11 protein-coding genes and 2 riboswitches are annotated in these 14,011 nt (G+C 67.0%); of the genes, 6 read left to right on the top strand and 5 right to left on the bottom strand.

Annotated features, from left to right (window positions below):
• Positions 1-3: 3 nt before the first annotated feature.
• The 5 genes from DEH84_RS07930 to DEH84_RS07910 all read right to left on the bottom strand — a co-directional run bounded on the left by DEH84_RS07930 (position 4) and on the right by DEH84_RS07910 (position 5,709).
• Complete coding sequence (locus tag DEH84_RS07930; RefSeq protein ID WP_159098906.1) at positions 4-663, bottom strand: hypothetical protein; 660 nt, start codon at positions 661-663, stop codon at positions 4-6.
• Positions 663-2,174, bottom strand: a complete 1,512-nt coding sequence (locus DEH84_RS07925; protein WP_109036327.1) for a M48 family metalloprotease — start codon at positions 2,172-2,174, stop codon at positions 663-665. Before DEH84_RS07925 ends, DEH84_RS07930 begins: the two co-directional genes overlap by 1 nt.
• A 2-nt stretch (positions 2,175-2,176) precedes the next feature.
• On the bottom strand, positions 2,177-2,923 hold the full coding sequence (locus DEH84_RS07920) for a hypothetical protein (RefSeq protein ID WP_109036325.1): 747 nt from the start codon (positions 2,921-2,923) through the stop codon (positions 2,177-2,179).
• A 126-nt stretch (positions 2,924-3,049) separates the two neighbouring features.
• The gene (locus DEH84_RS07915) at positions 3,050-3,682 is read right to left on the bottom strand and encodes a response regulator transcription factor (RefSeq protein ID WP_245932719.1); all 633 of its coding nucleotides are present in this window, start codon (positions 3,680-3,682) and stop codon (positions 3,050-3,052) included.
• 5 nt (positions 3,683-3,687) lie between these two features.
• Positions 3,688-5,709, bottom strand: a complete 2,022-nt coding sequence (locus DEH84_RS07910; protein ID WP_159098905.1) for a sensor histidine kinase — start codon at positions 5,707-5,709, stop codon at positions 3,688-3,690.
• Positions 5,710-5,879: 170 nt separating this feature from the next.
• Between DEH84_RS07910 and DEH84_RS07905 the strand changes: the two genes are divergently transcribed.
• The 6 genes from DEH84_RS07905 to gcvP all read left to right on the top strand — a co-directional run bounded on the left by DEH84_RS07905 (position 5,880) and on the right by gcvP (position 13,976).
• On the top strand, positions 5,880-6,908 hold the full coding sequence (locus tag DEH84_RS07905; RefSeq protein ID WP_109036321.1) for a TRAP transporter substrate-binding protein: 1,029 nt from the start codon (positions 5,880-5,882) through the stop codon (positions 6,906-6,908).
• An 86-nt stretch (positions 6,909-6,994) separates the two neighbouring features.
• Positions 6,995-7,603, top strand: a complete 609-nt coding sequence (locus DEH84_RS07900) for a TRAP transporter small permease (RefSeq protein WP_109036319.1) — start codon at positions 6,995-6,997, stop codon at positions 7,601-7,603.
• Positions 7,604-7,614: 11 nt separating this feature from the next.
• Positions 7,615-8,895 (top strand): TRAP transporter large permease, encoded by a 1,281-nt coding sequence (locus DEH84_RS07895; RefSeq protein ID WP_109036317.1) that lies wholly within the window; start codon positions 7,615-7,617, stop codon positions 8,893-8,895.
• A gap of 92 nt (positions 8,896-8,987) precedes the next feature.
• A riboswitch (glycine riboswitch) is annotated at positions 8,988-9,084 on the top strand.
• A 20-nt stretch (positions 9,085-9,104) separates the two neighbouring features.
• Positions 9,105-9,244, top strand: a riboswitch (glycine riboswitch).
• 91 nt (positions 9,245-9,335) lie between these two features.
• Positions 9,336-10,466: a glycine cleavage system aminomethyltransferase GcvT gene (gene gcvT / locus DEH84_RS07890; RefSeq protein WP_109036315.1), complete on the top strand. Its 1,131-nt coding sequence runs from the start codon at positions 9,336-9,338 to the stop codon at positions 10,464-10,466.
• Positions 10,467-10,576: 110 nt separating this feature from the next.
• Entirely contained in the window at positions 10,577-10,951 is a 375-nt protein-coding gene (gcvH, locus tag DEH84_RS07885; protein WP_109036313.1) for a glycine cleavage system protein GcvH, read from the top strand.
• A gap of 121 nt (positions 10,952-11,072) precedes the next feature.
• Positions 11,073-13,976: an aminomethyl-transferring glycine dehydrogenase gene (gene gcvP / locus DEH84_RS07880; RefSeq protein ID WP_109036311.1), complete on the top strand. Its 2,904-nt coding sequence runs from the start codon at positions 11,073-11,075 to the stop codon at positions 13,974-13,976.
• The last annotated feature ends 35 nt before the right edge of the window (positions 13,977-14,011 follow it).

The raw sequence follows: 14,011 nt of genomic DNA, 5'->3' as shown, positions 1-14,011 counted from the left end.
CGTTCAATCGGAACAGAAAAGCCGGCATTTCTCTTTGAGCTTCAGGTTCGCGAGAAAAGCCTCGAAGGTGGCCTGATCGCGGCTGGCGTAGTGCAGGCGTGGGGCCAGGTAGCGCACCACCCAGAAGTCGCCCTGGTGGACGAAGCCGACGCTCTGGCTGAGGTACTCCAGCCCCCAGCCGTTCTGGCTGCGGGTGTCCATCCGGAAGGCCGGCACGCCGTCCTGCGCGAAGGGCTTGATCGCCACGCGCTCTGTCGTGCCCGCCAGCGGCTTGGCATGTCCCACGGGGAACAGGCCCATCAAGCCTTTGAGCTCGTCGCGGTCGGTGCGGACGAGATCGGGCTCGTCGTCGCGCATGCGTTGGTACTGCCACAGCGCCAGATCCTGCGCCGGGGTACTGGCGGTGACCTTGCGGCCTGCAAACGCCTCGTCCACCGGGCGCCGGGTGATGCTGATCTGCTGCAGGAAGAGCCCGTCACGGGTGATCAGCAGCACGTCGCTGTCGGTGGGCGCGCGCTTCCAGCCCTCTGGGATGACGGCGATGTAGGCACGCGTCGGGCCTTTCACGGTTTCCTGCTTCTGCACCTGCTGCCAGGTGGGCGCACAGCCCGCCAGCCACACCGCCACGGCAAACAGGGCGCCGCGGGTCATTCGTTGGAACATCACGATGTACTTCCCGGCTTCTTGTTGGCCAGGCCGAGGTATTGGTCGATGAAGCCGCGCTCCTCGTCGGTGCGGGCCAGTTCGCGGGCGCGGGTAAGGTGCGCGCGCGCAGCCTCGAGGTCACCCTGCCTCAGCGCCATCACGCCCAGCAACTTGAGCGCACGGGCGTCATCCGGGTGCGCCTGAACATGCGCCTCCAGTTCGGCAGACACTCGGGGCGCGTGCGTGGCATCGGGGTGAGCCGCCCAGGCCTCCGCCAGCAACACGCGTGCGCCGGACGGCAGGACGACGTGCGCGCGCGGGCGCTCGATGTTGCGCATGACGCGGTTCAGGCGCCCCGCCTCCAGCTCGGTCTCGAAGACGGGCAGCGCCCAGGGCGCGAGCAAGTCGCCATATGGCTGCACCTCCGCTTCGGCGACCGACGTGGTGATCGCCGCGGCGCGGATGGCGGTGGGCGAGACAGCAGCCTCGTCACCCGCGGGCTCATCACCCACCACGACCGTGGCGACGGCCACCTGCGAAGGCAACTCCAGCGCGCCGGCCGGCAGGGCGACCGCAGCCTGGGCATCGGATGCCACAGGCCCACCGGTCGCCGCGGCCGGAGCGACCGACGCCTCGGTGGCCGCGGCGGCGCGGCGCGCCACCTCCACCCGCTGGGCGAGCCGCTCTTCATTGGCGTAGAACGCCGAGAACTTCTTCTCGTCGACCCTGGCCTCATCCAGCAAGCGCTGCATGACGCGCGAGAACGCGTCGGTGTGGCCAAAACGCCGGCTCAGCACCGACAGGCTGTACTCGTCGGCCTCGGTCTCGAGCGCCTCCGAATAGCCGAACAGCGAGGTCTTCACCATGGCGTCGAAGCCCGTGGCCGACATGCGGCGCACGAAGTTGTCCGCCATGGTTTCCTTGAGCCGACCCAGCTGCGCCTGGATGAACGCCTTGCCGCCATCGACCAACAGCATTTCCGGCGTGACCTGGAACGCAGTGATGAGGCCGGCCGTGGAGATCAGCGAATTGGCTTTCACCACGGTCTGGAACACCACGTTGGCCCCCGCACCGAGCCGGGCCGCGTACACGGTGCGCACTGCGTGGCGCTGCAGCACGTGGGCCACTTCCCGGGCCAGCACCGCCACCAGCTCTTCCTCGTTGTCGAGCCGCATCAGCATGCCGGTGCTCACGACGATGTCGCCATTGGCACTGGACACCGCCACCACGTCGGCGTTGTCGATCACGACCAGATCCAGCTTCGGGGCCAGATCGGGCCAGTGCCGCTGCAGGACCGCGCGCACACTGCGCTGCAGCGGCCGCAGGCGCTCCGGCGTCTGGCCACGAACGAACTGGGCCCGGAAGATTTCGGCTTCGTGCCAGATGCGTTCCTCGAGCTCGTCGCTGGGCCTGACTGCCGCTGCATCGGGGAACGGGTCGTAGAACAGCGCGTGGGCCGGGCTGCCAGCCACCAGGCCAGCCAGCACAGCCAGCAACGAAATGCGCTTGCACAAGGTGCGGAGCCGCATGCTCACCCCTTGCGTGCCTTGAGCGCCCAACGGAAGTCGCTGAGCACCGTTTCGCCCATCGCCCGCACGTCGGCGTCGTTCGTGAGCGACTTGCGCGTGGCGGTGTCGGCGTCGAACATCAGGACATCGCCACTGCGCAGGTCGACCACGCCCGTCACCACGGCCGCAGGCTGCGAGCTGAGCGACTCGCCCAGGGGCAGCACGGCGTTGAGCGTGTCGAGCACCTTGCGCGACATGCTGCGCACCTTGTCTCGCCCCACCACAAAGATCGCTGTGTCGATCTGGCGCTCGCGGGCGATGTCGGCCATGCCCGCACCAAGGGTGTAGTCGAAGTAGCGCGCCTTGTCGGACCACACATCGACCGCCCCTTCCTTGACCTGCAGCATCTGGCTCACCATGGTGGCGAACAGCGCGCGGTGCTGGAGCAGGGTCTCGCGCTCGTCGGCTTCCAGCGATTCCAGTGTGACCACCTCGAAGGACTTGTCCTTCTCGCTCAATTCGCGAACCTGCTCCACCAGCGTTCTGGCGGCACGTCGCTCGGCCGCCACCACGCGCTCTTCGGTCTTCCCGAAAGTGATCTCGGTGATCACGAAGTCGGCGGGCACCACGAGCACCCGCCTCGGGCCGGTCTGGCCGGAGCCCGCCAGATCATGACGGATGATGCCCCGCGCCCCGCATCCTGACAGCCACATCGCCACGATGGCGCTGCATCCCAGCACCAGGCGGCGCCGATCCCGCGACACTTCCACTCAGACCTCCTCGAACTGCTTGTTCTGCGCGCTTGCACACCTGCCCTGCGCCCGAAGAGGTTTTCGGCCGAAAGGCAAAAAAGTGTAACGCGACGCCGTGAGCAGGCGCCTCGGCCGTTCGGTGGGTCAGCTCGCGGTGGGGCCCTGCACGGCCAGCCAGCCGGCCAGCTCTGCGGCCGACCGGACGCCCAGCTTCGAGAACACCCGCGCCCGGTGCACCTCCACGGTTCGCACCGCAATGTGCAGTTCGTCGGCAATCACCTTGTTGAGCTTGCCGGCCGCCACCCGGTGCATGACCTCCCGCTCGCGGTCACTCAGGCTGGCCAGGCGGGCCTGGCGCTCCACGGCCAGTGCATCCTGGGCATACGAGGCCGCTTCGACGGCCAGCGCCTGCTCCACGCGATCGACCAGCGTGTTGTCGCTGTACGGCTTCTCCAGGAAGTCGAAGGCGCCCTTCTTCAAGGCCTCGACCACCATGGGGATGTCGCCATGGCCGCTGAGGAACAGCAGCGGACTGCGGTGCCCCCGGGCCACGAGTTCTTCATGCAGGCGCAGGCCGGACATCGGCTCCATGCGCACGTCGAGCAGGAACACGCCACGCACCGGTGTTGTCGCCTGCTCGAGAAACTCCAGCAACGCGGGCCCACTGTCAAACGCGTGCACCAGCAACCCCCGCGAACCCAGCAGAAACACCAGGGCGTCGCGCACCACGGCCTCGTCATCCACCAGGTAAACCACACCGGGTTCGTTCGCCATCATGCTCGTCATGCCTCCTGTGCCCTTTGCCCCTCGATCTCACCTTCGACCTCGGCGGCCCCATCGGCCACGGGCAGCGTGAAGCACAGGCTTGCACCGCCCTCGGGCCGCTCCGCCGCCTCCATCGTGCCGTAGTGCAGTTCGATGATCGAGCGGCAGATGGCCAGCCCCATCCCCATGCCTTCCGCCTTGGTCGAGAAGAACGGGGCGCAGATCTGCTCCGTGGTCCGCCCGCCCAGACCGGGGCCATTGTCCTCGACACACACGCGAACCCGGGCGCGTTCGCCGTCATCAGCCGGCAGGCACGCCACCCGCACGCTCACCCGTCGTGGGCCGTCCTGCGTGCCCACCGCGTCGCAGGCATTGCGCACAAGATTCACCACCACCTGCTCCAGCAACACCGGGTCGGCCACCACCTCGGGCAGGTTGGCCGGGCAATCCATGGCAAGCTCGACGTTGAGCCGGGCAATGTCCTTGCGTAACAGCGCCATCCCCGACTCGATCACCGCGGGCAGCCCGCAGGGCTCCAGCTGCGGCTCTCGCCGGGTCAGGAACTCCCGGATGCGCTTGACAATGCGGCCCGCGTGCGCCGCCTGCTCGCCCATGCGCTGAAGGGCCTTGAGCAGTTGGGGGTCGGCCTCCGGCTGGCGTGACAGCGCGTTGATCACCCCGGCGTTGTAGCTGGCGATCACCGTCAGTGGCTGGTTCAATTCGTGAGCCAGCGTCGACGCCACCTCGCCCAGCATCGTCAGGCGTGCCTGGTGCGCCATTGCCTCCATCTGCCGGCGTTCGCGCTCTTCCATCTGCTTGCGCTCGGTGATGTTCAGCACCGAGGCCATCCAGCCGATCTGCTGCCCCTTGGCGTCCACCAGCGGGGCCTCGAAGATCATCACATCCACCACACGCCCATCGCGGTGCTGCCAGCGCGACTCGTAGCCCATGCGAGGCGCCTTGCCTGCCATGTTGCGCAGGTGCCGCGTCATGCTCTGACCGATTTCGTCGGGCAGCCAGTACGGCATGGGCGGCAACAGGCCGACCAGCTCCTCAGGCTGGTAGCCCACCATGTCTGCCATTGTCTTGTTGACGTACACCAGTCGCCCGTCCAGGTCACGCGCCCGGAGCCCCACTGCCAGCGAATCCTCCATGGCCGTTCGCCAGGCGGCCTCGGTGCGCCACGCCTCTTCGGCGCGCGACACGCTGCGCATCTGCCGCCGCAACATGGCGCTGGTTGCGAACAGCAGCAGCACGAAGCCGCCCATCAAGGCCACCGGCAAGGTTCGCCACCAGGGGGGGATGCGGTCGCGCGCACTCAGCTCCAGCCAGGCTTGAGGCAGGGTCGGGCCCATCGAGACGCGGTACCACGCCTGCTCGGGCGTCCGCGGGCCGGGCTGCGTCGACGCGTACACGCCACCCAGGTCGTCCACCAGCCGCACGTCATACTTGCTGGCCAGCCACCAGGGCACCTTCTGGCGCAGCAGTTCGCTGGTGGAGTAGCGCACCACCAGCGCCCCGGCCACCCGGCCCTTGCCATCCGTCAGCGGCAGGTGCAGGTGCCCGGTCAGGCCAACGTCGTCCAGCGTCGCCTGGGCCGCCGAGCGCTGCGCCGGCGTCTCCTCGGGCACGGTGGCCATGACGCGTCCCTCATTGCCTATCCACGTCACGCTGACCCAGAAGCGGCGCAGGCCGTCCAGCACCATCGGGTGTCGCGCAAAGGCGTCCGGCCCGAGCCGCCGGCCGCTGATGCCGTCGGCCAGCACCTTCATGCGCGTCAGCTCGCTGTCGAGCCTGCCGTTGATCTGCGCCTCCAGCGAGAGCGCATCGGAAATCATGGCCGCCATCTGTGCCTCGCGATCGGCATGCTCGACCGCCCGCAGCCAGGCCATCACCCCCACCACGAACACCAGCGTGAGTACCAGCGGCCATGCCCAGAGCCCCGGCACCAGACGCACCGCAACCCCGAACAGACGCAAACGCGGCACGGGGGGCAAGGCGACAGCGGGCCGCGGGGGCACGCTGACAGACGGACTCATCGACAAAGCCTCATGGAGCGCAAGCATGGCCCCGCAGTCTAGGCGCAGAACCCTATCGTTTACCCTCACATCGGGCCACGATGCGGTCCAAATGTGGATGTCCACAATTCTCTGGGCAGGGGTGCAGAAGGAACAATTCGTTTCACCACACCGATACGGAGACCATCCACATGATCCCCCGCTCTGCAACCAGCCTGCTGCGCCGCAGCCTCGTTACCCTGGCAGCCACGGCGGCCCTCGTGCCCGCCGCGTTCGCCCAGGCGCCTATCGTCATCAAGTTCAGCCACGTGGTGGCTCAAGACACGCCCAAGGGCAAGGGTGCCGAGTTCTTCGCCAAGCGCGCCGCCGAGCTGACCAAGGGCCGTGTGAAGGTGGAGGTCTACCCGAACAGCCAGCTTTACAAGGACAAGGAAGAGATGGAAGCGCTGCAACTGGGCTCCGTCCAGATGCTGGCCCCGTCGCTGTCGAAGTTCGCACCGCTCGGCGTGAAGGAATTTGAAGCCTTCGACCTGCCCTTCATCTTCGACGACTACGCCGACCTGCATGCCGTCACCAACGGCCCGGTCGGCCAGAAGCTCCTGAAGAAGCTCGAGTCGCGCGGCATCACCGGCCTGGCCTACTGGGACAACGGCTTCAAGGTCATGTCGGCCAACAAGCCGCTCAAGAGCGTCGAGGACTACAAGGGTGTGAAGATGCGCATCCAGTCGTCCAAGGTGCTGGACGCTCAGATGCGCGCTGTCGGCGCAGTGCCCCAGGTGCTGGCCTTCTCGGAAACCTACCAGGCCCTGCAGACCGGCGTGGTGGACGGCACCGAGAACCCGCCTTCGAACCTGTACACCCAGAAGATGCATGAGGTGCAAAAGCACCTGAGCGTCACGAACCACGGCTACCTGGGTTACGCCGTCGTCGTGAACAAGAAGTTCTGGGATGGGCTGCCTGCCGACATCCGCGCCGCCCTGACCAAAGCCATGGCCGACGCCACCAAGGTGGCCAACGACACCGCCTTCCAGGACAACCAGGACGCGCTGGCAAAGGTCAAGGCATCGGGCAAGACGACGATCCACCAGCCGACGATGGCCGAACGCTTCCTGCTGAAGAAGGCGATGTTCCCGGTGCATCAGCAGATGTCTTCGCGCATCGGCCAGGAAACGATCAGCGAGATCTACAAGACCACCAACTTCGACCCGTCGAAGATGTGATCCAGCCGGGCTGATCGCTGCTGGCCCACGTTGCCAACGTGGGCCATTTTTTTGAACTGTCACTGACTCATCCAAGGAGAGCCCGCATGAAATGGCTCGATCACCTGGAGGAGTGGCTGATTGCGACCCTGATGGGTCTTGCCACCCTCATCATCTTTGTCTCCGTCGTTCACCGATATGCGGCGGGCTTCCACACCCCCCTGCAGGACTGGCTGCTGAGCCTGAACTTCGCGTGGGCGCAGGAAGCGACCATCTATCTCTTCGTCTGGATGGCCAAGTTCGGCGCCGCTTACGGCGTGCGCACCGGGATCCACGTGGGGGTCGACGTGCTGATCAACCAGCTTGCGCCGAACAACCGCAAGAAGTTCGTGCTGTTCGGTCTGCTGGCCGGTGCGCTCTTCACGGGTCTGGTCGCCACGATGGGCGCCGGCTTCGTGTGGCACAACGGCGCCAATTGGGCGTTCCACAACGCGTTCGGCCTCGACATGACCGACCTGATCGAAGGCCCGACCACGCCCGACCTGGAGTGGCCCACCTGGATCATCTATTCCGCCATCCCCCTGGGTTCTTCGCTGATGTGCTTCCGCTTCCTTCAGGTTGCCTGGAACTTCACCAAGACCGGTGAATTGCCGCATCACGACCATGGCCACGTCGATGGCCTGGACGATGAAGACCCCGCCAACGCAAGCGCCTGAGGAGTATCAACGTGAGCGGCATCATCATCTTCGGGCTCCTGCTGGTTCTCATGCTGACCGGCATGCCCATCTCCATCTCCCTGGGCCTCACGGTCCTGACCTTCATCTTCGGGTTCACGGAAGTGCCCGTGGCGTCCGTGGCGCTGAAGTTGTTCACCGGCATCGAGAAGTTCGAGATCATGGCGATCCCGTTCTTCATCCTGGCGGGCAACTTCCTGACGCACGGCGGCGTGGCCAAGCGCATGATCAACTTTGCCACCAGCATGGTGGGTCACTGGTATGGCGGCCTGGGCCTGGCTGGCGTGCTGGCCTGTGCGCTGTTCGCCGCGGTGTCGGGCTCGTCGCCCGCCACGGTGGTGGCCATCGGCTCCATCCTGCTGCCCGCCATGGTCAAGGCAGGCTTCCCCAACAAGTTCGGGGCGGGTGTGATCACCACCTCGGGCGCCCTGGGCATCCTGATCCCGCCGTCGATCGTGATGGTGATGTACTCGGTGTCGACCAACACGTCGGTGGGCGCCCTGTTCATGGCAGGCGTCATCCCGGGCCTGATGCTGGCCGGCCTCCTGGGCTTCACCACCTGGTGGCGCGCGAGGAAGTTCAACTACCCCCGCATGGCCAAGGCCACGTTTGCTCAGCGCATGAAGGCCCTGCGTGAATCCTTCTGGGGTCTGATGCTGATCGTCATCGTGATGGGCGGCATCTACACCGGCATGTTCACGCCGACCGAAGCCGCCGCCATGAGCGCCGTGTACGCCTTCATCATCGCCGTGTTCGTCTACAAGGACCTGAGCCTGAAGGACATCCCGCGCGTGCTGTTGAACTCGGCCAACATGAGCGCGATGCTGCTGTACATCATCACCAACGCGGTGCTGTTCAGCTTCGTGCTCGCCAACGAGAACATCCCGCAGCAACTGGCCGACTGGCTGGTCGGCATGGGCCTGGGCCCGATCGCCTTCCTGCTCGTGGTCAACATCCTGCTGCTGGTCGCTGGCAACTTCATGGAACCCTCGTCGATCGTGCTGATCATGGCGCCCATCCTGTTCCCGGTCGCCGTCAAGCTGGGCATCGACCCGGTGCACTTCGGCATCCTGATCGTGGTGAACATGGAAGTGGGGATGTGCCACCCGCCGGTGGGCCTGAACCTCTACGTGGCCTCCGGCATCACCAAGATGGGCATCACCGAGCTGACCGTGGCCGTCTGGCCGTGGCTGCTGACCATGCTGGGCTTCCTGGTCCTGGTCACCTACTACCCGCCACTGTCGCTGTGGCTGCCGAATCTGCTGATGAAGTAAGCGACTGACGGTTCCCGGATCGTCCTCAGCCCCCTCGCCTCACAGGCCGGGGGGCTTTTTTTCGTCTCTTCGAGCGGGTTTCACCTTACAATCCGCAACAGCCAGGAGAGAACCTCCTCGAGGGGTCGCCGAAGGCGCAGGGCAATTCAAACCGCCCGAACGCTCAGGCAAAAGGACTGGCAAACACGGTTGTGGCATGGCGCCCGGCCGTGATCCTCACTGGAGAGAGTCGGGCCGTCGTCACCCCCATGACGCGCGCAGCCCGGCCACCGAAGGGGCAAGCCCGCACCGCACAGGCTCACTGGCGCGACGGGTCAATCTCTCAGGTAAAGCGGACAGCGAGGGCAGCACCCGGCACACGCCAGCCGGCCATCAGGCCGAACGGCGCAGGTCGGGACGTTTGGATTGCCCTCTCCCGGCCTCGCAAGCCGGCTTCTGCCATGTCCGCAGACACCTCCGCCGCCCCGCTGCTCAAGACCCCGCTGCATGCTCTGCATGTCGAACTCGGCGCCAAGATGGTCCCGTTCGGCGGCTATGACATGCCTGTGCAGTACGCCACCGGCATCCTCGCCGAACACCGCCACGTGCGCACCGCCGCCGGCCTGTTCGATGTCTCGCACATGGGCCAGGTCACGCTGTCTGGCGCCGAAGCCGATGTGGCTTTGGAAACGCTGGTGCCCGTCGACATCGTCGGCCTGGCCGCGTTCAAGCAGCGCTACGCCCTGTTCACGAATGACCAGGGCGGCATCCTCGACGACCTGATGGTCACGCGCCGCGAAAACGACCTGTTCCTGGTTGTGAACGCCGCGTGCAAGGCCCAGGACATCGCCCACCTGCAGGCCCGCATTGGCCAGCGCTGCACCGTCACCCCCCTGCCCGACCAGGCCCTGTTGGCGCTGCAAGGTCCGCAGGCCGTCACGGCCCTGGCCCGTCTGAACCCCGCCGTGCAGCAACTGGTCTTCATGACCGGCGCCCACGTCGTGCTGGACGGCATCGACTGCTTTGTCACGCGTTCGGGCTACACCGGCGAAGACGGCTTCGAGATCTCCGTGCCCGCCGACAAGGCCGAGCAACTGGCCCGTGCCCTGCTCGCCCAGCCTGAAGTCAAGCCCATCGGCCTGGGCGCGCGCGACACGCTGCGCCTGGAAGCCGGCCTGTGCCTGTACGGTCACGACATCGACACCACCACCACGCCGGTTGAAGCGTCGCTGACCTGGGCCATCCAGAAGGTGCGCCGTGCCGGTGGCGACCGTGCTGGCGGCTACCCCGGCGCTGCCGTGATCGACACCCACTTCGCCCAGGGCACCCAGCGCAAGCGCGTGGGCCTGATCAGCACCGAGCGCATGCCCGTGCGTGAAGGCGCTCGCGTGGTCACCGAAGACGGCACCGACATCGGCGTGGTCACCAGCGGCTCCATCGGGCCGACCGTGAACCAGCCCGTGGCACTGGCCTACCTGGCCACCCCGCACGCCGCCGTCGGTACCGCCGTTTACGCCGTGGTGCGCGACAAGCGCGTCGCCATGACCGTCAGCCCGCTGCCCTTCGCGCCGCACCGCTACCACCGCGGTTGAGCCAGCCGGTCGGTGCGCCCGCGCGGCCCGTCAGGCCTGAGATACTGACGGCCGTTCGGCACACCGGGCTCTGCCCATTCCTCTTTTCTCTGCATCCAAAGGACCACACCATGTCCCTCAAGTACACCCCCGACCACGAGTGGCTGAAGATCGAAGCCGACGGCACCGCCATCGTGGGCATCACGCACCACGCCCAGGACGCCCTGGGTGATGTGGTCTTCGTCGACCTGCCCGCCGTGGGCACCACCTTCAACGCCAAGGACGTGGCTGGTGTGGTCGAGTCCGTCAAGGCCGCTGCCGACGTCTACATGCCGCTCACCGGGGAGATCGTCGAAGTCAACGAAGGCCTGCGCGACGACCCCGCCCTGGCCAACACCGACCCGCTGGGCGCCGGCTGGTTCTTCAAGGTCAAGCTGGCCAACCCGGCCGAAGCCGACGCCCTGATGGACGAAACCGCCTACGACGCTCTGCTGAAGAACGCCTGAGGCACGTCGCGGGGCCGAACACCCCGCGCTGTCGCTTGAAACGGTCTGCCCGCTGTGCCTCGCGCGGCAGACCGACCCGATCCCCGCCCGGCTGGCTGCCGGGCCACCGCCGCCGAACGCCATGCCGAACACCGCCCTGCCCTCGCTCGCCGAGCTCGAAAACGCCTCCGAATTCCAGGCCCGCCACCTCGGTCCCTGGGATGCCGAACAAGCCCACATGCTGAGCGTGGTCGGCGTGGCCTCTCGCCAGGCCCTGATCGACGCCATCGTGCCCGAGTCCATCCGCCGCAGCCGTCCGATGGACCTGCCTGCGCCGCTGACCGAAGCTCAGGCGCTGGCCGAACTCAAGGCGATCGCCGGGCAGAACAAGCTGATGCGCAACTTCATCGGCCAGGGCTACCACGGCACGCTGACGCCCGGCGTCATCCTGCGCAACATACTCGAGAACCCCGCCTGGTACACCGCCTACACGCCTTACCAGGCCGAGATTTCGCAAGGCCGCATGGAGGCCCTGGTCAACTTCCAGACCATGGTCACCGACCTGACCGGCATGGCCATCGCCAACGCGTCGATGCTGGACGAGGCCACCGCGGCCGCTGAAGCCATGACGCTGGCCGCCCGCGGTGGCAAGAGCAAGAGCACCCGCTTCGTGGTCTGCCATGACGTGCTGCCGCAGACGCTGGAAGTGATCCAGACCCGCGCCAGGCCGCTGGGCATCACCGTCGACGTGGTGCACGCCGCGCAACTCGCCGAGCACCTGCAAAGCCACGACTGCTTTGCCGCGCTGCTGCAATACCCCGGCGTCAACGGCCAGGTCCGCGACCTGCGCCCGCTGATCAACGCCCTGCACGCCAAGGGCGCGCTGGCCATCGTGGCCGCCGATCTGCTGGCCCTGACGCTGCTCGCCTCGCCCGGCGAACTCGGTGCCGACATCGCCTGCGGCACCACCCAGCGCTTCGGCATGCCCATGGGCAACGGCGGCCCGCACGCCGCCTACCTGGCCACCAAGGACGAGTTCAAGCGCTCCCTGCCCGGTCGCCTGGTCGGCGTCAGCGTGGACAGCCACGGCAACACCGCCTACCGCCTGGCCCTGCAGACCCGCGAACAGCACATCCGCCGCGAAAAAGCCACCTCGAACATCTGCACCGCGCAGGTGCTGCCGGCCGTCGTGGCCAGCATGTACGCGGTCTACCACGGCCCCGAAGGCCTCAAGCGCATCGCGCTGCGTGTGGCCAGCTACACCGCCATCCTGGCCAAGGGCCTGCAGCAACTGGGTCGCCAGCTGATCCATGACACCGGCTTCGACACTGTGCAAGTGCTGGCCGCCGACCGCGACGCCATCCTGGCCGCGGCCGAAGGCCAGGGCATCAACCTGCGTGCGGCCAGCGCCGACACCGTGGGCATCACGCTGGACGAAACCACCACCCGCCAGGACCTGAGCGCCCTGCTGGCGCTGTTCGCCAACGGTCAGCCCGTGCCGGCCATCGACACGCTGGCCCAGGGCCTGACGCTGCGCCTGCCCGAAGCCCTGCGCCGCACCAGCGACTTCATGGCGCACCCGGTGTTCAACACGCACCACAGCGAAACCGAAATGCTGCGCTACATCCGCGCCCTGTCCGACAAGGACCTGGCGCTGGACCGCACCATGATCCCGCTGGGTTCGTGCACCATGAAGCTCAACGCCACCAGCGAGATGATTCCCATCACCTGGCCGGAGTTCGCGCACATCCACCCATTCGCCCCGCGCCACCAGCTCAAGGGCTACGAACTGCTCGACCAGCAACTGTGCGCCTGGCTGTCGCAGGCCACCGGCTACGCCGGCATCAGCCTGCAGCCCAACGCCGGCTCGCAGGGCGAATACGCCGGCCTGCTCGTCATCAAGGCCTACCACGACGCCCGCGGTGAGGGCCACCGCGACATCTGCCTGATCCCCGAAAGCGCCCACGGCACCAACCCGGCCAGCGCCCAGATGGTCGGCATGAAGGTCGTGGTCGTGAAGTGCGACGCCGACGGCAACGTCAACCTCGACGACCTGAAGGCCAAGTGCGAACAGCACAGCGCCAACCTGGCCGCCGTGATGATCACCTACCCCTCCACCTACGGCGTGTTCGAAACGCGTGTGACCGAGCTGTGCAAGCTCGTGCACCAGCACGGCGGCCGCGTGTACGTGGACGGCGCCAACATGAACGCGCTGGTCGGCCTGGCCGGCCCGGGCGAGTTCGGCGGCGACGTCAGCCACCTGAACCTGCACAAGACCTTCTGCATCCCGCACGGCGGTGGCGGCCCCGGCGTCGGCCCCGTCTGCGTGGTCGAAGACCTCGTGCCCTACCTGCCGGCGCACCGCTCGGCCGGCCTGGGCACCGACGTGCAGGTGGGCGCCGTCTCGGCCGCGCCGCTGGGCAACGCCGCCGTGCTGCCGATCAGCTGGATGTACATCCGCATGATGGGCGCAGACGGCCTGAAGGCGGCCACCGAAGTGGCCATCCTGAACGCCAACTACGTGGCCGCCCGCCTGGCCGACCACTACGACATCCACTTCAGCAGCGGCAAGGCCGAGGTGAAGGGCGGCGGCGTGGCGCACGAGTGCATCCTCGACCTGCGCCCGCTGAAAGACACCAGCGGCATCAGCGCCGAAGACGTGGCCAAGCGCCTGATCGACTACGGCTTCCACGCCCCCACGCTGAGCTTCCCGGTGGCCGGCACGCTGATGGTCGAACCGACCGAAAGCGAATCGCAGGCCGAACTGGATCGCTTCTGCGACGCCATGATTGCCATCCGCGAAGAGATCCGCCAGGTCGAGCAAGGCCAGTGGCCGCAGGACGACAACCCGCTGAAGAACGCCCCGCACACGGCCGCCAGCCTGCTGCAAGGCGAGTGGGCCCGCCCCTACAGCCGCGAAACCGCTGCGTACCCGGTCAGCAGCCTGCGTCTGCAGAAGTACTGGTCGCCGGTGGGCCGTGTGGACAACGTCTACGGCGACCGCAACCTGTTCTGCTCCTGCGTGCCGGTCGGCGATTACGCCTGACCGAAAGCCCGAGGTGTTGACCCGGAATTGAATTG

Source organism: Aquabacterium olei, from assembly GCF_003100395.1.
Lineage (GTDB): Bacteria > Pseudomonadota > Gammaproteobacteria > Burkholderiales > Burkholderiaceae_C > Aquabacterium > Aquabacterium olei.
Note: the sequence above shows the minus strand (reverse complement) of the source record. Positions and strands in the feature narration are given on the sequence as shown.